The organism is Amycolatopsis sp. DSM 110486 (assembly GCF_019468465.1).
In the GTDB taxonomy this organism is placed as follows: Bacteria; Actinomycetota; Actinomycetes; order Mycobacteriales; family Pseudonocardiaceae; genus Amycolatopsis.
On the sequence record NZ_CP080519.1, the window covers coordinates 9,026,191 to 9,049,981 of the forward strand.

24 protein-coding genes are annotated in these 23,791 nt (G+C 70.8%); 17 read left to right on the forward strand and 7 right to left on the reverse strand.

The window, feature by feature from the left end:
- The first annotated feature begins 10 nt into the window (after nucleotides 1-10).
- Together K1T34_RS43650 and K1T34_RS43655 are read left to right on the forward strand one after the other, a co-directional pair.
- Nucleotides 11-520, forward strand: coding sequence for a SigE family RNA polymerase sigma factor (locus tag K1T34_RS43650; protein WP_220240492.1), 510 nt, complete (start codon nucleotides 11-13; stop codon nucleotides 518-520).
- Nucleotides 517-1,188: a hypothetical protein gene (locus K1T34_RS43655; RefSeq protein ID WP_220240493.1), complete on the forward strand. Its 672-nt coding sequence runs from the start codon at nucleotides 517-519 to the stop codon at nucleotides 1,186-1,188. Before K1T34_RS43650 ends, K1T34_RS43655 begins: the two co-directional genes overlap by 4 nt.
- Nucleotides 1,189-1,192: 4 nt before the next feature.
- Here K1T34_RS43655 and K1T34_RS43660 read toward each other — a convergent pair whose 3' ends face one another.
- Nucleotides 1,193-1,690 carry a cupin domain-containing protein gene (locus K1T34_RS43660; protein ID WP_220240494.1) on the reverse strand — a complete coding sequence of 166 codons (498 nt, stop codon included), beginning with the start codon at nucleotides 1,688-1,690 and terminating at the stop codon, nucleotides 1,193-1,195.
- A gap of 217 nt (nucleotides 1,691-1,907) precedes the next feature.
- On the opposite strand from K1T34_RS43660, the gene K1T34_RS43665 reads away from it, so the two are divergent.
- Together K1T34_RS43665 and K1T34_RS43670 are read left to right on the forward strand one after the other, a co-directional pair.
- Nucleotides 1,908-2,333 (forward strand): nuclear transport factor 2 family protein, encoded by a 426-nt coding sequence (locus K1T34_RS43665; protein WP_220240495.1) that lies wholly within the window; start codon nucleotides 1,908-1,910, stop codon nucleotides 2,331-2,333.
- On the forward strand, nucleotides 2,330-2,908 hold the full coding sequence (locus K1T34_RS43670) for a TetR/AcrR family transcriptional regulator (RefSeq protein WP_220240496.1): 579 nt from the start codon (nucleotides 2,330-2,332) through the stop codon (nucleotides 2,906-2,908). Before K1T34_RS43665 ends, K1T34_RS43670 begins: the two co-directional genes overlap by 4 nt.
- On the opposite strand, the gene K1T34_RS43675 is transcribed toward K1T34_RS43670, so the two are convergent.
- The gene (locus tag K1T34_RS43675; RefSeq protein ID WP_220240497.1) at nucleotides 2,878-4,056 is read right to left on the reverse strand and encodes a hypothetical protein; all 1,179 of its coding nucleotides are present in this window, start codon (nucleotides 4,054-4,056) and stop codon (nucleotides 2,878-2,880) included. The two genes, K1T34_RS43670 and K1T34_RS43675, sit on opposite strands and share 31 nt — an antisense overlap.
- A gap of 49 nt (nucleotides 4,057-4,105) precedes the next feature.
- Entirely contained in the window at nucleotides 4,106-5,020 is a 915-nt protein-coding gene (gene lepB / locus K1T34_RS43680) for a signal peptidase I (RefSeq protein ID WP_220240498.1), read from the reverse strand.
- Nucleotides 5,021-5,163: 143 nt separating this feature from the next.
- Between lepB and K1T34_RS43685 the strand changes: the two genes are divergently transcribed.
- Nucleotides 5,164-6,339 (forward strand): cytochrome P450, encoded by a 1,176-nt coding sequence (locus K1T34_RS43685; RefSeq protein WP_220240499.1) that lies wholly within the window; start codon nucleotides 5,164-5,166, stop codon nucleotides 6,337-6,339.
- Nucleotides 6,340-6,362: 23 nt separating this feature from the next.
- Complete coding sequence (locus K1T34_RS43690; protein ID WP_220240500.1) at nucleotides 6,363-7,115, forward strand: SDR family oxidoreductase; 753 nt, start codon at nucleotides 6,363-6,365, stop codon at nucleotides 7,113-7,115.
- 49 nt (nucleotides 7,116-7,164) lie between these two features.
- On the opposite strand, the gene K1T34_RS43695 is transcribed toward K1T34_RS43690, so the two are convergent.
- The 4 genes from K1T34_RS43695 to K1T34_RS43710 form a co-directional block, all read right to left on the reverse strand.
- Complete coding sequence (locus K1T34_RS43695) at nucleotides 7,165-8,799, reverse strand: thiamine pyrophosphate-binding protein (RefSeq protein WP_220240501.1); 1,635 nt, start codon at nucleotides 8,797-8,799, stop codon at nucleotides 7,165-7,167.
- The gene (locus K1T34_RS43700; RefSeq protein WP_220240502.1) at nucleotides 8,796-9,575 is read right to left on the reverse strand and encodes a cyclase family protein; all 780 of its coding nucleotides are present in this window, start codon (nucleotides 9,573-9,575) and stop codon (nucleotides 8,796-8,798) included. The genes K1T34_RS43695 and K1T34_RS43700 overlap by 4 nt, the downstream gene beginning before the upstream one ends.
- Before the next feature lie 85 nt (nucleotides 9,576-9,660).
- Nucleotides 9,661-10,368 (reverse strand): FadR/GntR family transcriptional regulator, encoded by a 708-nt coding sequence (locus K1T34_RS43705; RefSeq protein WP_220240503.1) that lies wholly within the window; start codon nucleotides 10,366-10,368, stop codon nucleotides 9,661-9,663.
- A 56-nt stretch (nucleotides 10,369-10,424) separates the two neighbouring features.
- A complete protein-coding gene (locus K1T34_RS43710; RefSeq protein WP_220247710.1) occupies nucleotides 10,425-11,489 on the reverse strand; it encodes an enoyl-CoA hydratase/isomerase family protein in 1,065 nt (354 codons plus the stop codon).
- 126 nt (nucleotides 11,490-11,615) lie between these two features.
- Here K1T34_RS43710 and K1T34_RS43715 point away from each other — a divergent pair, with 126 nt between their 5' ends.
- The 11 genes from K1T34_RS43715 to K1T34_RS43765 all read left to right on the forward strand — a co-directional run bounded on the left by K1T34_RS43715 (nucleotide 11,616) and on the right by K1T34_RS43765 (nucleotide 23,732).
- Nucleotides 11,616-12,059: a cobalamin B12-binding domain-containing protein gene (locus K1T34_RS43715; RefSeq protein ID WP_220240504.1), complete on the forward strand. Its 444-nt coding sequence runs from the start codon at nucleotides 11,616-11,618 to the stop codon at nucleotides 12,057-12,059.
- Entirely contained in the window at nucleotides 12,059-13,462 is a 1,404-nt protein-coding gene (locus K1T34_RS43720) for a phenylacetate--CoA ligase family protein (RefSeq protein WP_220240505.1), read from the forward strand. Before K1T34_RS43715 ends, K1T34_RS43720 begins: the two co-directional genes overlap by 1 nt.
- On the forward strand, nucleotides 13,459-14,427 hold the full coding sequence (gene meaB, locus K1T34_RS43725; RefSeq protein ID WP_255638005.1) for a methylmalonyl Co-A mutase-associated GTPase MeaB: 969 nt from the start codon (nucleotides 13,459-13,461) through the stop codon (nucleotides 14,425-14,427). The genes K1T34_RS43720 and meaB overlap by 4 nt, the downstream gene beginning before the upstream one ends.
- Nucleotides 14,424-16,139 carry a methylmalonyl-CoA mutase family protein gene (locus K1T34_RS43730; protein WP_255638006.1) on the forward strand — a complete coding sequence of 572 codons (1,716 nt, stop codon included), beginning with the start codon at nucleotides 14,424-14,426 and terminating at the stop codon, nucleotides 16,137-16,139. The genes meaB and K1T34_RS43730 overlap by 4 nt, the downstream gene beginning before the upstream one ends.
- 56 nt (nucleotides 16,140-16,195) lie before the next feature.
- Nucleotides 16,196-17,863 carry an L-lactate permease gene (locus tag K1T34_RS43735; protein WP_220240506.1) on the forward strand — a complete coding sequence of 556 codons (1,668 nt, stop codon included), beginning with the start codon at nucleotides 16,196-16,198 and terminating at the stop codon, nucleotides 17,861-17,863.
- Nucleotides 17,860-18,273, forward strand: coding sequence for a hypothetical protein (locus K1T34_RS43740; RefSeq protein WP_220240507.1), 414 nt, complete (start codon nucleotides 17,860-17,862; stop codon nucleotides 18,271-18,273). The genes K1T34_RS43735 and K1T34_RS43740 overlap by 4 nt, the downstream gene beginning before the upstream one ends.
- A gap of 256 nt (nucleotides 18,274-18,529) precedes the next feature.
- A complete protein-coding gene (locus K1T34_RS43745) occupies nucleotides 18,530-19,258 on the forward strand; it encodes a FadR/GntR family transcriptional regulator (protein ID WP_220240508.1) in 729 nt (242 codons plus the stop codon).
- Nucleotides 19,259-19,455: 197 nt separating this feature from the next.
- Nucleotides 19,456-20,865: an ABC transporter substrate-binding protein gene (locus tag K1T34_RS43750; RefSeq protein WP_220240509.1), complete on the forward strand. Its 1,410-nt coding sequence runs from the start codon at nucleotides 19,456-19,458 to the stop codon at nucleotides 20,863-20,865.
- 5 nt (nucleotides 20,866-20,870) lie between these two features.
- Entirely contained in the window at nucleotides 20,871-21,914 is a 1,044-nt protein-coding gene (locus tag K1T34_RS43755; protein WP_220240510.1) for an ABC transporter ATP-binding protein, read from the forward strand.
- 1 nt (nucleotide 21,915) lies between these two features.
- Nucleotides 21,916-22,854: a carbohydrate ABC transporter permease gene (locus K1T34_RS43760; protein WP_220240511.1), complete on the forward strand. Its 939-nt coding sequence runs from the start codon at nucleotides 21,916-21,918 to the stop codon at nucleotides 22,852-22,854.
- On the forward strand, nucleotides 22,851-23,732 hold the full coding sequence (locus tag K1T34_RS43765; protein ID WP_220240512.1) for a carbohydrate ABC transporter permease: 882 nt from the start codon (nucleotides 22,851-22,853) through the stop codon (nucleotides 23,730-23,732). The genes K1T34_RS43760 and K1T34_RS43765 overlap by 4 nt, the downstream gene beginning before the upstream one ends.
- Nucleotides 23,733-23,791 lie beyond the last annotated feature (59 nt).

Sequence of the window (23,791 nt, forward strand, 5' to 3'; positions counted from 1 at the left end):
GAGGACCGGCATGGCCCGGGGTGACAGTGAGTTCGCGGACTTCGTCCGCGCGTTCTCGCCGCGGCTGCTGCACGCCGCCTACCTGCTGACCGGCGACCGGCACCAGGCGGAGGACGACGTCCAGACCGCGCTGGTGCGCACGTACACGTCCTGGCCGCGGATCCGCAAGCAGGACCCGTTCGCCTACGCGCGCAAGGTGCTGGCCAACCACGTGATCGACCGCTGGCGCCGCCCGTACCGCGAGCAGGCCACCGAGGAGGTGCCCGAGCGCGCCGTCGAGCGCGACTTCACCGTCGGCGTCGTCGACCAGGAGTGGCTCATGCGGGCGCTGGCGCCGCTGAGCCCGCGGGAACGCGCGATCGTGGTGCTGCGGCACTTCTGGGACCTGTCGGAGGCCGACGTCGCGGCCGAGTTGAAGGTGTCGCTGGGCACGGTGAAGAGCACCAACTCGCGTGCGCTGGCGAAGATGCGCGGCACGGCCGCCGAGCGGCACTCGTGCGCGGCGGGGCAGGCGTCGTGACGGATCTCGAAGCGCTGCGCGGGGTGCTGGCGGAACCGCCCGCCGTGGAGTTCACGGCCGTGGACTTGGCGAACGTGATGCGCAAGGGCCGCCGGCGTCGTCGCGTGCGCCGGCTGTCGGCCGCCGCCGCGACGGTGGTCGTGCTCGTCGGCGTCGTCGTGGGCGCGCAACTGCTGCGGACGCCCGATTCGCCCGCGGTGACCACGCTGGCCGTGACGGCGGCCCAGCCCGAACAACGCGCCGCGGCTCCGGTCGGCGAGGTGGTTGGCACCAAGATTGTGGACCCGGAAGGCGAGGTGGTGCTGTTCTTCGAACGCGCATCGGCCGGACCTGATGCCTCGCCGTACCAGCTCGTGCTCGGCCACCGCGACGGCGACGGCATCACCTCCGAGCTCGCCACCGGCTCCCGCGCGAGCTCACCCGGCTTCCACGCGCTCACCGCGGGCCGCCCGGGCCGGGACCTGCCGCTCTACGGCTACTACTCCGGCCCCGCCACCCGCGTCACCGCGGAGGTGGGCGGCCTGATGTACGGCGCCGACACCCAGCGCGTCGAGGCCTTGGCGGTCACGGTTTTCTGGTTCCCCCGCCGCGACACCACCGTCTTGGGCGGCATCTCGACGTTGCCGATGAACGCGTACAGCGCGGTGGGTCACGCGCTGCCGAAGTAACGGCTCAGACCGTCCGCGCCGCTTCCCACGCCGCGCTCGCAATGAAGTACGTGTCGTAGATTTCCTGGACCTCCAGGAGGCTTTCGGGGGCCGCTTTGCCGTACGCGATGCGCTCGAGGTGGCGGAAGTACTCGAAGCGTTCGACGCCCGGCGCGATGACGATGAGCAGGTCGGCGTCTTCGCCCGGTGCGGCCGCGAAGGCGTGGGTCAGGTTGGGCGGCACGACGACGAGGTCGCCGCAGTCGGCGGTGACGACGGTGTCGCCCGAGAGGACCTGGACGGTGCCGCCGAGGACGTAGAACAGCTCGGCGGAGCCGGCGTGGTGGTGGGGCGCCGCGCCGTTGGCGCCGTCCTTGAGCTCGACCTGGATGGTCGACAGGGCGCCGCCCGTGGAGCTGCTGTCGGCGAGCAGCTTGACGGTCGTGGGTGCGCGGCCGATGACCTCGGCGTCGCCCGACCGCACGATCACGGAGTCGTCGAAGCTGGGAATGACGATGGACATGTGAAGCCCCCGGGAAGTCCGTCGTGGGATCGTGGCGGCGCCGGATCCGCGGCGAACCTACCACGCTGCGACCAGCTCCAGCGCCGTGAATTTCTCCAGCGCGCCAACGGTTTTCCGTGACCGGGACACCGCACTGGCGAAGAGGAGGGGTACCTCCGTATAGTGGATCGGAGGCACCCCTCCTCTTAAGCACAAGCTCTACACGCAAGGAGCGATCATGTCCGCACGTGAGGCCATCGAGAATCTGATCTTCACCTACGCCGCGCACGTCGACGCCGGGAACTTCGCCGCGGTCGGCGAGCTGTTCGCCCACGGCACCTTCGCCGGCGGCGACCCGGCGACGGGGCGCGAAGCCGTCGAGCGGTACTTCCACGACACGCTCGTGCTTTACCCCGACGGCACCCCGCGCACCCGCCACCTGACCACCAACGTGCGCGTCCACGTCGACGAGGCCGCCGGCACCGCCACGGCCCACAGCTACTGGACCGCGCTGCAGGCCGCACCCGGGCTGCCGCTGCAGCCCATCGCGTCGGGCCACTACGACGACCGCTTCGAACGCTCGCACGGCGCGTGGCGCTTCGTCGAACGGCGTCCGCACGTGGCGCTGGCCGGGGACCTCAGCCACCACCTCAAAGCCGCGTGACCCGCCCGCTACGGGCCGACGCCCGCCGCAACCGCGAGCGGCTCGTCGCCGAGGCCGGGGCGGCGTTCCTCGCCCACGGCACGGGCGCGTCGCTCGAGGAGATCGCGCGCCGGGCCGGCGTCGGGATCGGCACGCTCTACCGCCACTTCCCGCGCCGCGAAGACCTGCTCGACGCGGTGTTCCAGGGCGAGGTGGACGCGCTGCTCGACCTCGGCCGGGAGCTGGCGCGTGCCGACGACGCGTTCGGTGCCCTCGGTACGTGGCTGAGGGCCGTGGTCGACCGCCACCGCGCGTGGCAGGCCATCGCGGCGGCGTCGGGCCAGGACCGTCCGAACGCGACACTCGCGACGTCGCGGATTCCCGTTGAACAGACCGGGAAAACGCTGCTCGCCCGAGCGCAAAAGGCGGGGGAGGCCCACAAGAGTGCGACGATCGCCGACCTCCTGCGCCTCGCCGGCGCCATCGGTCAGGCATCCGACGAGACGCCGGACGACCCGAAGCTGCCGGACCGCCTGCTGCACCTCGTGGTGGAAGGGCTGCGGGCTCAGCCGCGCACGGGCAAGCGCGCGAGGTAGTGGTCGCGGGCCGTGAGGCTCGTGTCCAGGTGCCGCACCAGCGGCTCGAAGAACGAGCTGCGGTACGTCGAGTCCGTGACCGCGCCGGCCGCGAAGTACAGCGCCGAGAACGCGGCGATGAACAACGACACCTGCAGCAGCTCGTTGGCGATCGGCACCTGGATGCCGAACAGGGTGCCCGGTGTCGGATCGTGCCCGACCCACGACTTGATCACCGGCGCGCGGACCGTGATCACGCCGAACGCCACGAAGAACACGAACGTGAGCACCGACAGCACGAGCGTCTGCAGGATCTGCGTGAGCAGCAGGACGAGCACCATGTTCGCCCGCTCCAGCTTGGTCAGCGGCACCCGCTCGGGCGCGGGATCGGTGCACGACGCGAACGGGGTCCCGTCCAGCGTGTCCGGTTCGGCGGGCTTCTCCGCTTTCGTCAGCGACCGGACCTCGTCCGACAGCGTGGCCACGAGGAACAGCACCGCCACCACCGAGAAAAGCCCGACGACGAGCCAGATCCGGTGCCGGGTGAGGTCGGCGGTGACCTGCCAGATCTCGGTGGTGAAGAAGCCGAATACGGTGAACAGCAGGAGCAGTGGCAACGCGCGGGACGTGAGGTCACCGAGGCGGCCGAGCTGGCGGAACGCGGCCCGCAGCGCCCAGCCGAGGATCGACCCGCCGCCGAAGAACGCCGCGACGAGCAGCACCACCAGCAGCCCGAGCTGTTCCAGCACCCCGACCGGCAGCGAGTCGCGCGGCGGGGCCGCGGCGTCGACGATCGGGTTGAGCACCAGGAACACCGCGGCCACCCCGAGCGCGACGGGCGTGCCCCGCCGAGCCGGCACGCGCCGCCGGACCCAGCGCGCGGCGAGCCACGCGCCTACCGAGGGCACCACCACGTACGCGAGGAGCACGACGAGGTAGAGCAGCGCGAACCAGGTCTGGTCCATCCGGCGCGCGAACTCGTCGTCGCTGCCGCCGTCGACCACTGACGTGGCCGTGGTGAACAGCAACCCGAGCACCACGAACACCTCGGCGGGCACGATCCGCGCCAGCAGGTGCGCCGGGCGGCCGCGCACCACCGACGGCAGGCCGCGCCGCCGGAACCACTGCTCGGCGGCTTCGCGGTCGTAGGGTTCGCGCGCGCTGTCCACGTCGGGTGACCTTAACGGGACTCGCGTGAACTCTCCTGGCGGAACGCGATCAGCCGCGGCGCTTGCGCAGCGCGTCCCGCGTGCGCCGGCCGACGAACAGCGTCGGCACCGCGAGCGCCATGCCCGCCCCGAGCGGGAGGCCCTGCTGCCACGCCGGCGCGCCGAGCGCAACCGGGGTCGCCGAGTCCTGCGCGTCGAAGTCGCTGACCCCGCCCCAGCGTGACGGCGGCAGCACGATGAAGCGCGCCTTGCCGATCACGTCGTCGACCGGCACCGTGCCGTTGACACCGCCCCCGCCCTGGCAGGTGGAGTCGCACGAGTCGTTGCGGTTGTCGCCCATCACCCACAGGCTGCCCTGCGGCACGGTGACCGGGGCGAACGACTTCTGCGCCGGGTCGTTCGGGTCGATCCAGTGGATGTAGGGCTCGTCGAGCGCCTTGCCGTCCACGATCACCCGGCCTTGCGGGTCGCAGCACTGCACCGTCTGCCCGCCGACGGCGATCACGCGCTTGACGAAGTCCTGCTCGTCCGGCGGCGCGAAGCCGACGAGCGAGCCGAGCTCGCGCAGTCCCTTCGCGAAGATGTTGCTCGGCTCCTGCGGCGCGATCTCGTGTTCCGTCCACGGACCGGGTCCGCGGAACACGATCACGTCACCCGGCGAGGGGTCGGTGAAGTCGTAGGTGACCCGGTCGACGACCACGCGGTCGCCGAAGCACCCCGTGCAGCCGTGCAGCGTGGTCTCCATGGACTCGGACGGGATCATGAAGACCTTCGCCACGAACTGCTGGATCAGGATCGTGAGCACGAGGGCGATCACGATCAGGATCGGCAGTTCCTGCCAGAACGGACGTTTCTTGCGCGCCTTGCGTTCGGGACCGTCCGAACCGGACGACTCGCCCTCACCGTCCTGATCAGGACGTTCGGGGTCACTCTCGGCGGAACCGCGGGGGATGGGGTCGACCACGGGGCCAGGCTACCGACTTCCCGCTCAGCGCCGCCGCAGCACCACCGATCACGATCGGGGTGTCGTCCCGCTGAGGGATCACTGGGGTTTCCCGCAGTCGCGCCCGCTTAGCGTGAAGTGATCTTGACCGGAGGGAGCCGGCGGTGGACACACCCGTGCTGAAATGCGGGAACCTGGTGCTGGGCGAGCTGGATCCGGTGCTGCGCGCCGTGCGTGACACCGGTCCGGTGGCCCGCGTGCGGACGCCGGCGGGTGACGAAGCCTGGCTCGTCACCCGGCTCGCGGAGCTCAGGCAGCTGCTGCTCGACCCGCGGCTGGGCAAGACACACCCCGATCCGGGCGCCCGGCCGCGGTACGTGCGCACGCCGATGTTCGACCTGGCGGTGTCCGACGCCGAGCCGGCCGCGGCCCGCGAACGCCACGGCGACATCCGGGGCGCGCTCGTTCCCCACTTCACCGGCCGCAAGATGCAGCGTCTGGCCGACCGCGTCGCGGCGATGGTCGAGCAGATCGACGTCGTGCTCGCGGCCGGGCGCCCGGCCGACCTGCACAACGACTTCTCGCTGCCGCTGTCGTTCCGGATCCTGTGCGACCTCGTCGGCGTGCCCGATTCGGACGGTTTCCTGGCCTTGCTCCTCGGCGCCGGCGAGGTCGGCGCCGAGCACGCGGCGGCCGCGGCGCTGGACGAGCTGTATGCGTACCTGCGCGAGCTCGCGCGCCACAAGCGCAGCACCCCGGGCGACGACCTCGCGTCCACGCTGTGCGAGGTGATCCCGGACGACGCCGACGTGTCGGGCCTGCTCCCGCTCGCGAGCTTCTCGTTCCTGGTCACGCCGAGCAACCTCAGCGCGGGCATCGCGCTGCTCGCCGGGCACCCCGGCCAGCGGGACCGCGTGCGGGCCGACCCGCGCCTGCTCGACACGGCCGTGGAAGAGGTGCTGCGCGTCGGCCGGGTCGCCGAATCCTGCGTGCCGCGGTACGCGGCCGAGGACATCGCCGTGGCGGACGTGGTGATCCGCGCGGGTGATCTCGTGCTGTGCGACCACTACTGGACGGGCTTCGACGACCTCGTGTTCGCCGATCCTGAACGCTTCGACGTCGGGCGCCGCCCCAACCCGCACCCGGCGTTCAGCTACGTCATGTCGCACTGCATCGGCGCTCCGCTCGCGCGGGTTGAGCTGCGCGCCGCGTACGCCGCTTTGCTGCGGCGGATGCCGGACTTGCGCCTGGCCGTCCCGTTCACCGAGATCCCCATGCTGGGCACGGAACTCGGCGAACAGGTGGGCGGGTCGATCGCCCGGCTCCCGATGACCTGGTGAGTGCCCGGCCTAGACTGCCGCGCATGCCCGAAGCTCTCGTCACCGGTGCGACAGCCGGAATCGGCGCGGCGTTCGCCCGCCGGCTCGCCTCGGACGGATTCGGGGTCGTGCTCGTCGCCCGGGACGCGGCCCGGCTCGAGCAGTTCGCGCGCTCGCTGCGGGCCGACCACGGCGTGCCGGTCGAGGTCCTCGTGGCCGACCTGGCGACGGACGCCGGAATCACCCGCGTGGAGCAGCGCGTGGCCACGGTGGACCTCGTGGTGAACAACGCCGGGTTCGGGCACCAGGGCGAGTTCCTCGAGACCGAGGTGGCCGCCGAGCTGGACATGCTGCGGGTGCACTGCGAGGCCGTCCTGCGGATCACGAAGGCGGCGTTGCCCGGCATGCTGGCCCGCCGGCGCGGGGGAGTGATCAACGTCGCGTCGGTGGCGGCGTTCTTCTCGCGCGGCACCTACAGCGCGTCGAAGGCCTGGGTCGTCGTCTTCAGCGACAGCGTGCGCGAACAGGTGCGCGGCAGCGGTGTGCACGTGATGGCGCTGTGCCCCGGCTGGGTGCGCACGGAGTTCCACGAACGGTCCGGAATGGACACCAGCGGCATCCCGGACTCGCTGTGGCTGGACGGGGCGACCCTCGTCGCCGCCGCCATCCGCGACTTCCGCCGCGGCACGGCGGTGAGTGTGCCGGACGTGCGGTACAAGACCGCGGCGGCGCTGGGGAAGCTGCTGCCCCGCCCGCTGATGACGCGGATCGCGGCGCGGGCGGGCAGCAAACACTGACACCGGGCCAAAAACCTCGGCGCCTCCAGTTCTCAGCGCCCCGAAAGTCTCAGTGCCCGAACGCTTCCGCGAGCCACCATGAGCCACCGTCGTCGGAGACCTTCGCGTCGATCACCAGCGGCGCTTCGCGAGGACCGTCGAGCCACTTCGTCACCGCGGCCAGGTCGCCAGGCGTGCGCACGGTGACGCCGGTGCAGCCGAACCCTCGGGCGATCGCCGCGAGGTCCGTGTCGGGGAAGCGCACCGTGTCGAGGTCGGCGTCGCCGAAGTGGTGGACCTCCGCGCCGTACGCGGCGTCGTTGTAGACGATCACCACCAGCGGCAGCCGCAGCCGCACCGCCGTCTCCAGCTCGGAGATCGCCATGTGGAACCCGCCGTCGCCGGCGCCGAGCACGGGCAGCCGGTCCGGGCGTGCGAGCGCCGCACCGATCGCCGTGCCCAGCCCGAGCCCGACGCACTGGTAGGCCTGCGTGAAGCAGAACCCGTTCTCGTCCGGCACGGATAGATATGCGCTCGGGTAACCCATGAAGTTGCCCGAGTCGACCGACACCACCCGCCGGGCGGGCAGCAGCTCGTCGAGGCGGGCGCTGAGCGTGCGCGCGTCGATGCGGCCGTCTCCGGAGTTGTCGAGGTGCGCCACGTCGTTCCAGCGCACCTCGGCCGCCAGGCGCGCCGCGACCTCGGGACCGCGGTAGCCCGCGGCCTTGTGCCCGCGCGCTTCCAGCAGTTCCAGCACGTCGACGGCCGTGGCCGCGACGTCGCCGACCACACCGAGGTCGATCGGCCGGTGCGCGCCGAGCGCGGCCTGCTCGCGGTCCACCTGCACGAGCCGCGCCCGCGGCCCGAGCAGCTTGCCGTGGCGCGTGGTCCACATGTTCAGCGCGCAGCCCCAGCCCACGACCAGGTCCGCGTCCGCGATCAGCTCCGCGGTGAGCGGTGACGAGAAGCCGCCGCTGATCCCGAGTGACCACGGGTCGTCGTGGAAGAGGCCGTTGGCCACGGCCGAGGTCGCCAGCAGGGCGCCGGTGACGTCGGCCAGCGCCCGCAGCGCGGTGGCTTGGCCACGGGCGCCGCGGCCGGCGATGAACACCGGGCGCCGCGCCTCGGACAGCAGCTCCGCCAGCTCGTCGGACACCGCGGTCTCCGGCCGGATCGGCGCGGGACCGGGCACCTCCGGCACTTCGCCGGGCGTCGGGGCTTCGTGCTGCTGCAGGTCGATCGGCAGGCTGAACACGACGGTCCGGTTCTCCTGCCGCGCGGTGCGGAATGCGCGGATCGTGTCGGCGAAAGCGGATTCCGCCGAATGCACGCGGTCGGCCACCGCGCCCACCGCGATGCCGAGCGCGTCCTGGTCGATCTTGAAGTTCGACAGCACGGCCGCCGCGGCGGCGTCGGCGGTGACCACGACCATCGGCGTACGGCTCTTCGCAGCCTCCGTGATGCCGGTGATCGCGTTGGTCAGCCCGCAGCCCTGGTGCAGGCTCAGCACGGAGACCTGGCCGCTCATCCGCGCGTACGCGTCGGCCATGCTCGCCGCGCCGCCTTCGTGCCGCGCGGCGACGAAGCGCACGCCCGCCGCCCGCAGCGCGTTGGTCACCTCGAAGTTGCCGCTGCCGACCACGCCGAAGGCCATGCCCGCGCCGAGGTCGGCGAGCGTGCGCCCGACGAGTTCCGCGACCTTCACGCGCCACGCTCGACGAGCGCGAACACCCGGGCCGGGCTGCCCGAGCCGCCGACGATCGGCAGCGGGCTGATCACCAGCATCGCGCCGGTGGCGGGCAGGTTCGCCAGGTTGCGCAGCTGCGTCAGGCCGAACTTGCCGGCGCCGAGCAGCAGTTCGTGGCACGGGAAGGCCGGGTCGAGCCCGGGCGCCTGACCGGCGTCGGTGCCGACGGTCTCCACGCCCAGCCCCGCGATCGGCGTCTCCTCGGCGAGCCACTTGGCGCACTCCGGCGAGATGCCCGGGGTGTGCGAGCCGGACTCGTCGGCGTTGAGGAACTCGTCCTGGTCGCTGGAGTGCACGTCCCAGCCGCTGCGGTAGAGCAGCCACGCGCCCGCCGGCAGCGCGCCGTGCTCGGACTCCCACTCGCGCACGTCGTCGATGGACAGCAGGAAGTCGGGGTTGCCCTCGGCTTTCGCCGACGCGTCGAGCACCACCGCGGGCGCGACGAGCGTGCTCAGCGGCGCCTGGGAGACGTCGAGACCGTCCTTTCCGGACAGCCAGTGCACCGGCGCGTCGAAGTGGGTGCCGGTGTGCTCGCCGGTGTGGATGTCGTTCCAGTACCAGCGCGGGCCGCGCTCGTCGTAGCGGCTGATCTCCTCGAGCCGGAACGGGATCGTGTTCGCGAACGGCTCGGGCAGCTGCAGGATCGGGGTGCTCGAGGTCAGGGGAGCGGTGAGGTCCACGACCTCGATGCCACCCCCGGTGATCGCCGCGCTCAGCTCGGCCAGCAACGACATGCGTCCTCCAGTGCTCGACGGTGAACTGCTCATCCGTGAAACCTGGGGGAGACCCTATGCCCCGCAAGGGGTTCCGGGGAACCGCTCAGCCGGCGCGCAGGCCGTAGAAGCCGGCGATGTGCCTCGTCACCTCGGCCGACGCACGCTCCGGGTCGCCGGTTTCGATCGCGTCGAGGATCCACGTGTGCTCGGTCGCGAGCTGCCGCGCCGTCGCGGGCCAGTCGGCCGTCCGGGCGTACCCGGCGGTCATCTCGTCGCCCACGGCGTCTCCGAGCGAGGCGAGCAGCACGGCGGCGAGATCGTTGTGCGCGGCGCGGGCGAGGCCGAGGTGGAAGCCGGAGTCGAGCTCGCGGAACCGCACGCGGGTCACGCCGGGACGGCCCATTTCGGCGGTGACCTCCCGCAGCTGTTCGAGGTCTTCCGGAGCCGCGCCGCGGGCCGCGCGCGCCGCCGACGAGCGTTCGAGCTCGAGCCGGATGGACATGAGGTCACCGGTGGCGAATCGCGACAGCGAGAGGTGCAGCCTGAGCAGCTTGTGCAGCGCGCCGCTCGGTTCGCCGGCCACGACCGCGGCCGCCGTGCCCGTGGCCGCCGGTTCGAGTACGCCCGCCGCCTCCAGGGCGCGGACTCCGTCGCGCACGTGCGCGGGCCCGACGCCGAGCGCCCGGGCCAGGTCGCGTTCGGCGGGCAGCGGGTCGCCAGCGCCCAGCCGCGCGGTGAGGATCCAGTCCTGGATCCCCGCCAGCGCCTGGCCGGGTGACCCGAGGTAACGCACGTTGTCCGGTTGGCCCATCGATCGGACCGCCTCCTCGACCGCGTTGTCGGATTTCCGGCTGGTCCGAGCCTAGGTCAGCGGTGGTCAGACCACAATGTGGACTGCTCCGGTAAGTCCAGCTCGTCGTCAAGCGGTGCGAAGAACGCCTCGACGGCCGCGTCGTCGACCTCCGCGAGCGTGCCCGGGCGCCAGCGCGGTGAGCGGTCCTTGTCGAGAATCGCCGCCCGGATGCCCTCGGCCAGGTCGGGATGCGCGAGGAACCGGCTGCACAGGCGGAAGTCCTGGCGCAGGCATTCCTCGATCGAGGTCATCCCACGAGCCTGGCGGACCGCTCGCAGCGTCACCTTGAGTGCCGTCGGGGCGGCCGCGGTGATCGCGGCGCGGGCCTCGCGCGGCCCCGGCTCGTCGATCGCCTCGAGGCGGTACAGCACGTGTTCGACGGTGGTCGCGCCGCCGTACACGTGGTCGATCCAGCACCGCGCTGCCGCGAGCGGCGCAGGGCCGGGATCCTCGGCGTACTTCGCCACGGTCGCCTCGGGTGCAGCGCCGGCGGCGAGGTCTTCGACGAGCGGGGCCAACCGGCCGGCGGGCACGTGGTGGTCCGCGAGTCCACAGTGGACCGCGTCGCCAGGGCCAACGCGACCCGCCGTCAGCGCGAGGTGCGTGCCGAGCTCCCCGGGTGCACGGGCGAGCAGCAGCGCGCCGCCGACGTCGGGTGCCAGGCCGATCGCGACCTCCGGCATCGCGAGCACCGAGCGTTCGGTGACCACCCGGACCGCCGCGTGCGCGCCGATCCCGATCCCGCCGCCCATCGTGATGCCGTCCATGAGCGCGACGACGGGTTTCGGGTAGCGCGCGAGGCGGGCGTCGAGCCGGTACTCCTCGCGCCACAGCGTCCGGGCGACCACCGGATCGCCGACGGCCGACGAGTGCACCACGCCGATGTCGCCGCCCGCGCAGAACGCCCGATCGCCCGCGCCGTCGAGGACCACCGCGGTCACGGCGGGGTCGGACTCCCACTCGTCGAGGGCGGTCAGCATCGCCCGGATCATGGGCAGGTCCAGGGCGTTCAGCGCCTCCGGGCGGTTCACGGTCAGCCTGCCGATCGCCCCTTGTCTGCGGGCCAAAACGGTGCTCACGTCGATCAAGTCGGACACCTTCGCCTTCGTGCAGCCGGGTGGTGCTTGGGCACAGGGTTGCACATTCCGTACGCCCACTTCTATGGTCAGACCACATGCAAGGCAAGACCAGATGCAGTTCAGGTCATGGAACGAGGTGTGGACACGGTGGGTGAGAGCGGCGGCGACCCGATCCGGGTGATGCTGGCCAAGATCGGGCTGGACGGCCACGACCGGGGCGTGAAAGTCGTCGCGCGGACCCTGCGCGACGCGGGCATGGAGGTGATCTACACCGGCCTGCACCGCAGCCCCGAGCAGGTGCTGGAAGCGGCCGTTCAGGAGGACGTCGACGTGCTCGGCGTCAGCCTGCTCTCCGGCGCGCACATGCCGATCTTCACCCGCATCTTCGAGCTGATCGACGCGATGCCCGACCGGCCCGGGTTCGCGATCGTCGCCGGCGGCGTGATGCCGGACGAGGACGAGGAGGCGCTCAAGAAAATGGGGGTCGCCGAGGTACTCGGCCAGGACACGACGCCGGAGACGATCGTCGAGCGCATCCGCGCGCTGGTCGGCGTGACGGAGGAGGCCTGATGGAACAGTGGACCTGGCCGCCGCGCTACGACGAGACCTACCGGCCGCCGGCCGGGCAGGCGCACTGGTTCCCGCGCCGCGAGACCATGCCGGCCGGGGAGCGGGACGAAGCGATCCTCGCCCGCATCCGTGAGGTGATGGCCTACGCGTGGGACCACGCGCCGTTCTACCGGCGCAAGTGGGAGGAAGCGGGGATCCACCCGTCGGCCATCCGCGACCTGTCGGACTTCGAGAAGGTTCCCGTGGTGCGCAAGGAAGAGCTGCGCGCCGACCAGGCGGCCCACGAGCCGTTCGGCAGCTACCTCGCCGTGGACCCGAGCGAGGTCAAGCACGTGAACGGCACGTCGGGCACCACCGGCCGCCCGACCGCGTTCGGCATCGGCGAACGCGACTGGCGCAGCGTCGCCAACGCCCACGCCCGGGTGATGTGGGGGATGGGCATCCGCGAGCACGACACGGTGCTGGTCGCCTCGCCGTTGAGCCTCTACTGGGGTTCCTGGGGCGCCTATCTCGGCGCGGAACGCCTCGGCGCCCGTGTGTTCCCATTCGGCGCGGGCACGCCCGGGCAGACCGCCCGCACGGTCATGTGGATGAAGCAGATGGGCGTGACGGTGTTCTACGGGACGCCGTCGTATGCGCTGCACCTGGCCGAGGTCGCCGCCGACGAGGGCGTGGACCCGGCGGATCTGGGGCTGCGCAAGCTGTTCTTCTCCGGCGAGCCCGGCGCGAGCGTGCCGACGATCCGTGGCCGCATCGAGGCGGCCTTCGGCGCCGAGGTCTACGACTCGGGCAGCATGGCCGAGGTCAGCCCGTGGATGCACCTGGGTGCCGCGAACCACGAGCCGGGTGTGTTCGCCTGGCAGGACCTCGTCTACACCGAGGTGTGCGACCCCGTCGACCACCACCGCGTGGACTACGGCCGCGAGGGCACGCCCGTCTACACCACGCTCGAGCGCACCAGTCAGCCGATGATCCGGCTGCTGTCCAACGACCTCACGCGCTGGGAAGCGCCTTCGGCCGACCGCGGCCGCACGTACCCGTTCCTGCCACAGGGCATCTACGGGCGCATCGACGACATGTTCACCGTGCGTGGCGAGAACGTGTACCCGAGCGCGATCGACGACGTGGTGATGGCCGCCGAGGGCTACGGCGGCGAGCACCGCATCGTGATCAGCCGCAAGTCCACGATGGACACCCTCGCCGTGCAGGTGGAGCACCGCGGAGTCGCGGAGTCCACTCTGGACGGCTGGGCCCGTGCCATCGAGGACAAGCTGCGCCGCGCGCTCGGCGTCGGCGCGCACGTCATCCCCGTGGAGTACAAGACGTTCGACCGCACCGAGTTCAAGGCGCGGCGGGTGATCGACGACCGCGACCTGCTGCGCCGCCTCGGAAGTGGGTCGTGAAGACGCCGGGCGAAGTGGTCGGGCGGGTGCTCGCGGGGGAGCACCCGGCCATCGCACGGATGCTCACGTTCGTGGAACGGCGTACGGCCGGCGTCGACGAGGCGCTCGCCGAACTGCACGGCAAGGCGGGCAACGCCCACGTCCTGGGCCTCACAGGGCCACCGGGCAGCGGCAAGAGCACGCTGGTCAAGTCGCTGACCGAGTTCTACCGCAAGCAGGGCAAGACGGTCGGCGTGCTGGCCGTGGACCCGTCCAGCGTGTTCAGCGGCGGCGCGATCCTCGGCGACCGCATCCGGATGACCGGCCTCGCGGGCGACGAGGGCGTGTTCATCCGGTCCGTGGCCACCCGGGGCGCGCTCGGCGGGCTCTCCCGCGCGACGCTAGACGCGATCACCGTGCTCGACGCCGCCGGCAAGGACGTGGTCGTGCTCGAGACCGTCGGCGTCGGGCAGGCCGAGGTCGACGTGATCAGCGCGGCCCAGACCGTGGCCGTGGTGAGCGTGCCGGGCATGGGCGACGACGTGCAGGCGATCAAGGCCGGCCTGCTCGAGATCGCCGACGTGCACGTGGTGAACAAGTCCGACCGCGAAGGCGCCGCCAAGACCGTGGCGGAGCTGCGCGACATGCTGCGGCTGGCGCACCGCAAGCCGCACCAGTGGAACGTGCCGATCCAGCAGACCGTGGCCGCCACCGGCGACGGCGTGCCCGAGCTCGCCGAGCAGTTCGCCGCGCACCTGGCATGGATGACCGAGCACGGCGAACGCGAGCGGCGCGCCCGGCGCAACAGCGCGACCCGCATCCGGTGGGTCGCCGAACAGCTGGTGCTCGACGACCTGCGCCCCGGCGTCCCCACGTTCGACCGGGCGGTGGACGACGTGACCGCGCGCCGGGAAGACCCGCTTTCCGCCGCGCGCCGCCTGGTCGGGCGGCCGGGTGTGACGACTGACGAGGAGGAATTGTGGTGAACGAGCACGACCCGGCCCCGGCCGACTCAGCACTGACGACCGAAGCGCTCGTCGAGGCGGTCACGCGCGAACTCGCCGGCTGGGAGGGTGACGAGCTCGCGGCGTTCGTCGACCGCCAGCCCGAATCGCGCGAGGTCTACCGCTCCGGCAGCGGCATGGCGGTGCAGCGCGTCTACACCCCCGCCGACCTGCCCGAGGACTGGCACGACATCGGCCTGCCCGGCCGCTACCCGTACACGCGCGGGCCGTACCCGACGATGTACCGCGGCCGCACCTGGACCATGCGCCAGATCGCGGGCTTCGGGCAGGCCGAGGAGACCAACAAGCGGTTCCAGTACCTCATCGCGCAGGGCCAGACGGGCCTGTCCGTCGACTTCGACATGCCGACGCTGATGGGCCTGGACAGCGACGACCCGATGAGCCTCGGCGAGGTCGGGCGCGAGGGCGTCGCGATCGACACGCTGCCCGACATGGAGGCGCTGTTCGACGGCATCGACCTCGAGAAGATCAGCGTGTCGATGACGATCAACCCGTCGGCGTGGATCCTGCTCGCGATGTACGTGGCCGTGGCCGAACAGCGCGGCTACGACCTGAACAAGCTCTCGGGGACGATCCAGAACGACATCCTCAAGGAGTACGTCGCGCAGAAGGAGTGGGTGTTCCCGGTCCGGCCGAGCATGCGGATCGTGCGCGACACCGTGGTCTACGCCAGCGAGCACATGGCGCGCTACAACCCCGTCAACATCTCCGGCTACCACATCAGTGAGGCCGGGGCGAACGCGCTGCAGGAGATCGCGTTCACGATGGCCATCACGAAGGCCTACGTGGAGGACGTCGTCGCCACCGGGGTCGACGTGGACCAGTTCGCCTCACGGCTGTCGTTCTTCTTCGTCAGCCAGGCGGACCTCTTCGAGGAGGTCGCGAAGTTCCGCGCGGTGCGGCGGTTCTACGCGAAGATGATGAAGGAGACCTTCGGCGCCAAGAACCCGCAGTCGATGCGGCTGCGCTTCCACGCGCAGACGGCGGCGGCCACGCTCACGAAACCGCAGCCGCTCAACAACATCATCCGCACCGCGCTGCAGGCCCTCTCGGCCGTGCTCGGCGGCGCGCAGTCCTTGCACACCAACGGTCTCGACGAGGCCTACACGATCCCGAGCGAGCAGGCGATGAAGGTCGCGCTGCGCACACAGCAGATCATCGCCCACGAAACCGGCGTGCCGAACGTGATCGACCCGCTCGGCGGCTCGTACTACGTGGAGAACCTGACCGATCGCCTCGAACAGGGCATCCACGACTACTTCACGAAGATCGAGGAGCTCGGCGGCGTGGTGGCCGCGATCGAACAGGGCTTCTTCCAGCGCGAGATCTCCGACACCGCCTACGACTACGCGCGCCGCAAGGCCAGCGGCGACCGGCCCGTGATCGGCGTGAACTCCTACGTCGACTCCGGTGACGGCGAGAAGATCGAGACCCACAAGCTCGACCCGGAGTCCGAAGCCCGGCAGCTCTCGCGCCTCAAGCAGGTGCGGGCCGACCGGGACCCGGATCGGGCGAAGGCGGCGATGGAGCACCTGCTCGCCGTGGCGGCCGACCCGGCGGCGAACCTCATGCCCGCCACGATCGAGGCCGTGAAGGCACACCTGTCCATGGGAGAGATCACCGGTGCGCTGCGTGATGTCTTCGGCTCCTACACCGAAACGCCGGTGTTCTGACGAGCCCAGCTCCAGTCCCCACCCCCTCTCAACGACGAGAGTCCCGGAGGTGACCTGTGTACACACAGGTTCCCGCGCCACTGGGCGGCAGCCTCGGCTGGTCCGCCCTTGTGTCCGCCCTGCCCCTGCTGGTGTTGTTCGTGCTGCTGGGCGTGTTCCGCGTCCGCGCCTGGCTGGCTTCGGTGATCGCGCTCGTGCTGTCGATCGTCGTCGCCATCGCGGTCTACGGCATGCCCACCGGCCCCGCCCTCGATTCCGCGCTCGAAGGCGCGGCGTTCGGCTTGTTCCCCGCACTGTGGATCGTGCTGAACTCGCTGTGGATCTACCAGATGACGAAGGTGTCCGGGCACTTCGACGTGCTGCGGCGCACCTTCGCGAAGATCAGCGACGACCAGCGGGTGCAGGGCGTGATCATCGCGTTCTCGTTCGGCGCCCTGCTGGAGGCGCTCGCCGGCTTCGGCGCGCCGGTGGCGATCTGCTCGGTGATGCTGGTGGCGGTCGGGCTGAAACCGCTGAAGGCGGCGACGGTCGCGCTGATCGCCAACACCGCACCGGTCGCGTACGGCGCTGTGGCGCTGCCCGTGATCACACTCGCGAAGGTGACCGGGCTGCCGCTCGACGACCTCGCGGCCATGACCGGACGGCAGGTGCCGATCCTCGCGCTGATCGTGCCGCTGGTGCTCATGATCGTGCTCGACGGGCGGCGCGGGCTGCGGCAGGCGTGGCCGGCCGCGCTCGTGTGCGGCGTGAGCTTCGCCGTGGTCCAGTACCTGATGGCGAACTTCGGCCCGGTGCAGCTCACGGACATCGCGGCTTCGCTCGTGTCCGCCGCGGCCGTGCTGGTGCTGCTGCGGTTCTGGCGGCCGAAGCCGGCCGACGCGCCGGACCGCGCGCCGGATGACGGTGGTGAGCGGCCCGCGCCGGTTTCCGGTGGCAGCGGGGTGGCCGCGGCGACGGTGGTGCGCGAGCGGACGGTCGTCGACTCGCGAATCGAGCAACTGCGGTCGTTCGCGCCGTACGCGACGATCATCGTGCTGTTCTCCATCGCCGCGATCCCGGCGGTCGCGGCGGCGCTGGCCACGACGACCAAGACGTTCAGCTGGCCCGGCCTGCACATCGCGACGGCCGCGGGCAAACCGCTGAGCCTGGTGTCGTTCAAGTTCGACTGGCTCGCGGACAGCGGCACGGTGTTGTTCATCGCCGGTGTCGTGTCCGCGTTCCTGCTGAAAGTGCCGCTGCGGCAGGCGATCCGCGCCTACGGGCAGACGATCGTGCAGCTGCGTACCGCAGGGCTGACGGTGATGGCGGTGCTGGCGCTGGCGTACGTGATGAACATGTCGGGCCAGACGGCGACGCTCGGGTTGTTCCTCGCCGGCGCGGGCGGGCTTTTCGCACTGCTCTCGCCGCTGCTCGGCTGGTTCGGCACGGCGGTGACGGGTTCGGACACGTCGTCGAACTCGCTGTTCGGCGCGCTGCAGGTGGCGGCCGCGCACGGAGCGCAGCTGCAACCGACGCTGATGGCGGCGGCGAACAGCAGCGGCGGGGTGCTCGGAAAGATGATCAGCCCGCAGAACCTGGCGATCGGCGCGAGCGCCGTGGGACTGGCGGGTAAGGAGGGCCTGCTGTTCCGGCGGGTGCTCGCGGCGTCGGCGGTGTTCGTGCCGCTGATGTGCGTGCTGGTGTACCTGCAGTCCACGCCGGTGCTGTCATGGATGGTGCCGTGAGCGCGCGCGACGCCGTCGACGAGGCCAACGCGGCGATCGGCGCGGCGGTGTCCACGTGCACGTTGCCGGCCGACGACGAGACGGTGCTGCTCGACGTCCAGTACGAGCTGCTGGAACTGGCCGACGCGCTTGCCGCCGGCGTACCGGTGCCCGAGCTGCCCCGGTTGTGGCGGGCGGCTCGGGACCTCGGTCCTGTGGTGGTGCCGCGCGGGTTCGAGGTGCTCGGCGGGCTGAGTGCCGCGGCCGGGCTGCTGAAACTCGCGCGGGCGGTGGCGCGGCGGGCGGCGCGGGAAGCCCCGGCCGACGCGGTGGTGGTGCTCGACCGCTTGGGTGACGTCCTCCTGGCGATCGCGTTCCGCGCGGAAGAGCGCGAACGCTCACTCGGGTACGCGGGATCGTGTGCCGACTAGTGTGGTCATACCAACAAAGAGGTCATATTGACACTGGCTGCGAGCTCCGATTACCTTGAGTGAGCACTACGCGGTGCAGAGGAACTCCGGTGAGATTCCGGGCCGGTCGCGCCACTGTGATCGGACCCCGCCCGGCGGGGTTCGCAGGCAGACCCTCTCGCCGCGTCCATCCTTGAGCGGGTCGCACGAACCCGAGGAGGAGCGTGACCACCGTGATACCCGGAACGATGCCGGAAACGACGCCGAGGAACCGGTCATGACGACCGAGGCGGCCTGGGAGCCGGTGCGCCGCGTGCGGATGCACGAACAGGTGCTGGCGCAGATCGAGGAGAAGATCCTCGACGGCAGCCTGCGCGCGGGGGAGAAGCTCCCCAGCGAACGCGAGCTCGTGAGCGCGCTGGGGGTGAGCCGGACCAGCGTCCGCGAGGCCCTGCGCGCGCTCGAAGCCATGGGGATCATCGAGGCCCGCACGGGTTCGGGCGCCGACGCGGGTTCGGTCGTCACCGCGCGGTCGACCCCGGCGCTGACCAACCTGCTGCGGCTGCACCTCGCGCTCGCGCGGATCAGCCTGGCCGATCTGGTCGAGACGCGCGTGCAGCTCGAACGCAACGCGGCCCGGGGCGCGGCGGCGACCCGCACCCCCGAGGACGTGGCCCGGCTCGCCGAGCTGGTCGAGGGCATGCGCGCGGCGGACCAGGAGTACCAGCAGTTCAACGCGCTGGACACCGAGTTCCACGTGAGCATCGCCCGGATCTCGGGCAACGCGCTGGCCACCGACCTCATGCAGGCGCTGCGGGGAGCCGTCGAGTCGGAGATGGCGGCGGCGTTCGCGCGCCTGCCGGACTGGCGGGCGGTCGCGGCCGACCTGGTGACCGAGCACGAGGAGATCCTGCGCGCCATCGAGGCGGGCGACGGGGATCGCGCGGCCGAGCTCGTGGCCGAGCACATCACGCGCTTCTACACCGACCGCGTGCTCAACCCCTGATCGCGCGGCGGCAGCCGGCGCGGTCCACGTCGTACGTCACCTGAGCCCACCGGCTCGCCGAACGGGGGCGGGCCAGGGCGTCGGCAGTCACCTGCTCCAGCTCGTGCCGATCGCACCGAGGTCCGATTCACGCTGCCGCGGTGCGCGGCATCGACTAGACTCATTTGCCTCCTTTTCCCGAGAGGGAGGAGTCGGTGATGAGCGACTTCCCCAATTCACTGCACAGCAGGCGGGACGTGTTGCGTGCGGCGGCGGCCGTCACGCTCGGTTCGGTGGCACTGGGCGCCTGCGCCTCCGAGGAGGACACCGGGGAAACCGCCGGTGGCCAGGCCCCGCAGGAGACCTTCAGTGAACCGTCCACAAAGCTCTCCGGTGACCTGAAAATCCTTCTCTGGAGCCACTTCGTGCCGAACCACGACGTGTGGTTCGACCGGTTCGCGCGGGACTGGGGTTCCCGGGTCGGTGTCAACGTGACCGTCGACCACATCGACCAGGCGCAGATTCCCACCCGGATCGCGGCCGAGATCCAGGCTCGCCAGGGCCACGACCTCATTCAGTACATCGCGACGCTGTCGCAGTTCGAGCCGAGCGTGCTCGACCAGCGGGATCTGGTCAGCGAAGCGACCGGGCGCTGGGGACGGCAACTCCCGCTGTGCGAGAAGTCCAGCCTCAACCCCGCCACCGGCAAGTTCTACGCGTACTCGCCGGGCTGGGTACCCGACCCGGGCAACTACCGCAGGTCGCTGTGGGAGGCCGTCGGCATGCCGAACGGCCCCACCACGTGGGACGAGCTCCTCACGGGCGCGGCGCAGATCAAGAACAGCAAGAGTGTCCCGCTCGGCCTCGGCATGTCCCAGGAGATCGACTCCAACATGGTGCTGCGAGCCCTGATGTGGTCCTTCGGGGCGTCCGAGCAGGATGCGAACGAGCGCGTCACGATCAACTCGCCGGAAACGATCGCTGCCGTGGAGTACATGACGAAGCTCTACCAGCAGGCGATGACGCCCGAGGTGTTCTCCTGGAACGCCGCGAGCAACAACCAGGGCCTCGTCGCCGGCAAGATGTCCTACATCGTCAACTCGATCTCCGCCTGGCGGACCGCCGCCGGGTCGAACCCGACCGTCGCCGACGACACGTTCTTCGTCCCGGCACTGCGCGGACCGGAGACCGCGCTGGCCGCGCAGCACGTTCTGTACAACTGGATCATCCCGCAGCACGCCACCGGGATTCCGGCGGCGAAGGAGTTCCTGCTCCACTACACCGCCAACTTCGCCTCGGCGACCTACCAGTCGAAGTTGTACGACTTCTCCGCCTGGTCCAAGCTGACCCCCGAGCTGCCGAACTGGCTCGCGAACGACCCGTTCGGCTCCCGGCCGCCGGACAAACTGAAGCTCCTCGCCGACGCCATCCCGTGGAGCGCCAACATCGGTCATCCGGGGCCGGCCAGCACGGCCATCGGAGAGGTGTTCAGCACCTTCATCATCCCCAATATGTTCGCCAGGGCGGTACGCGGCGAAGCCACCCCGCAACAATCAGTCGCCGAGGCGGAGGGACAGATCAACGCGGTCTTCGCCAAGTGGCGTGCCGCCGGGCTCGTCGGCGGCTGAGTGCGATGGCGGTCGTCGAGGTTCGCGACCTGGTCAAGCGGTTCGACGGCGGGCGGGTGCCCGCCATCGACCGGGTCAGTCTGGCCGCCGCGGCCGGGGAGTACCTGGTGCTGCTGGGCCCGTCGGGCTGCGGCAAGACGACTCTGTTGCGCACCATTGCCGGGCTGGAACAGCCGACCAGCGGCGACGTGCTGATCGGCGGGCACGTGGTGACCGGGCTGCCGCCCCGGGCGCGCCAGATCGCGATGGTGTTCCAGAGTTACGCGCTCTACCCGCACAAGACCGTTCTGGCCAACATCGTGTTCCCGCTCCGGGCTGGGGGCATGGCCAAGGAGGAACGCGAGCGCAAGGCCCGCTGGGCGGCCGAGCTCCTGGGCCTCGAACTGTTGCTGGACCGCAAACCTCGACAGCTCTCCGGTGGCGAACGGCAGCGGGTGGCGCTCGCCCGGGCGCTGGTCCGCGACCCCCAGGTGTTCCTCCTCGACGAGCCGTTGTCCAATCTGGACGCGAAGCTGCGCGCCAGCGCCCGGGACGAGCTCAAGCGGTTCCAGGAGGACGTGGGAACCACGACGATCTACGTGACTCACGACCAGGCCGAGGCGATGGGGCTGGGCGACCGGATCGCCGTGCTCAACGCCGGCCAGGTGCACCAGGCCGGCCCTCCGGTGGAGGTCTACGACAACCCGGCCGACACCTTCGTGGCGACCTTCATCGGCTCGCCGCCGATGAACCTGATCCCGCACGACGGCAAGCTGGTCGGGTTCCGCCCCGAGCACCTGCTGCCGGTCGAGAACGTCCCGGCCGGCGAGCGGGTCACGATGCCGCTCGCCGTGGAGCGGCTCGAATACCTCTCCGGCGACCGGCACGTGTACGGCACGGTGTCGCGGATCGGCGAGCCCACCAGGGTGGTCGCCCGGCTGCCGGCCACAGTGGACACCGCGATCGCGGCGGGCGAGACGCACGAGTTCGCGGTGCCCGGCACACGCCTGCGGTTCTTCGACTCCGACAGCGGGCAACGCTCCGACCCTGTCCGCCTGGACGGTGGGTGAGGTGGCCACCACCGCCGACGCGGTCACCACTCCCGCGACAGCCCCGGCACGGCGCCGGCTGGCGGACCGCGATGGCCTGCTGGCATGGGGTTTCCTGCTGCCCAGCATCGTCTACATCGTCGCGCTGGTGGGCGTTCCGTTCGTGCTCGCCATCGCGTTCGCGTTCTCGGATGTGACGGCAGGGGACCCGTCCTACGATTTCGTCGGGTTCCGCAACTTCACGCGGGTCTTCCAAGACCCCGTGTTCTGGCGGGCGCTGGGCAACACGTTCGTGTTCACCCTGATCTCGATGGTTCTGATCGTGGTGCTGGGCAAGGTGCTCGCCAACATCCTCGTCGCGGACTTCCGCGGCAAGTGGCTCGTCCGCTTCCTGGTTCTGCTGGCGTGGACGACGCCGGTGGCCCTGTCGTCGATCTCGTGGCTCTGGTTGCTCGATTCCATCTACTCGCCGATCGACTGGATGCTGCGGCAGTTCGGCGCGCTCGGTCCGGCGGAGAACGTGTACTGGCTCGGCCGGCCCGGCCTGTCGATGGCCTCGGTGATCGCGGTCCACGTCTGGCGGCTGACCCCGCTGGCCGCGGTGATCATGATGGCCGGGCTGATGGCCATTCCCAAGGACATCGACGAGGCCGCGCGGGTCGACGGAGCCGGGTACTGGCGCCGGATGTTCGAGATCACCATCCCGCTGGTGCTCCCGGTGGCGGCGGTCGCCGCACTGTTCGGCGCGATCTTCACGTTCACCGACATGGCCGTGGTCCGCGTGCTCACCCGCGGTGGCCCCAACGACGCCACGCAGGTGCTCGCCAGCTGGGCCTTCTACCGCGGCATCGACGGCGGCGACGTCGCCCAGGGCGCCGTCATCGCGCTGTTCCTGTTCCCGCTGTTGCTCGCCGCGGCGGTGCTCATCCTGCGCGCGGTGCGCCGAATCGAAGTGCGATGACCACCGCCGAGGAAGCCGGACGGCTGCGGCAGCGATACGCCAGGCGCCACGTGCTCGCCCGGGTCGGCCTGTATCTGACGGCGATCGTGGCGGCACTGATCTGCGCGGCGCCCTTCCTGTGGAGCCTGATCACGGCGTTCAAGCAGAACCGGGACCTGTATAACCCCCAGAACAACCCGTTCGTGTTCAACCGGCCGCCCACCTCGGACCACGTCGGCTACTTGTTCACCGACACCGAGTTCCTGACCTTCGTGGCCAACACCCTGCTCGTCGGGGTCCTCGTCGTGCTGATCACGCTCGCACTCGGCCTCCCCGCCGCGTACGCGCTGGCCCGGCTGGACCGACCGTGGTCCGGGCCGATGGCGATCGGTATCTTCCTCGTTTACCTCGTGCCGCCCAGCCTGCTGTTCCTCGCGCTGTCGCGGATCGTGGTGGCCGTCGGGCTCCAGGACTCGACGTGGTCGCTGGTCCTGATCTACCCGACCATCACCATCCCGGTCTCGGTCTGGCTGCTCATGGGATTCCTCAAGAACATCCCGAAGGACATCGAGGAACAGGCCATGGTCGACGGCTACAGCCGGGTGGGCGCGTTCGTACGGGCCGTCCTGCCACTGGCCTACCCCGGCGTCATCGCGGTGGTCGTGTTCGCGTTCACCCTGACCGCGAGCGAGTTCATCTACGCGCTCGCCTTCGTCGCCCCCACGGACCAGATGTCGGTGAGCATCGGGGTGCCGACCCAGCTGGTGCGCGGTGACGTGTTCTTCTGGCAGTCGTTGCAGGGCGCCACCGTGCTGGTGGCCGTGCCGATCGCATTGGTGTTCACCTGGTTCCTGGACCGGTTCGTCAGCGGATTCACGATGGGCGCGGTCAAGGAATGAGCAGCGGAGTGGGCTCCCTGACCGAGTACGGCCACCGGATCGACCTCGGGGGCCGCGCA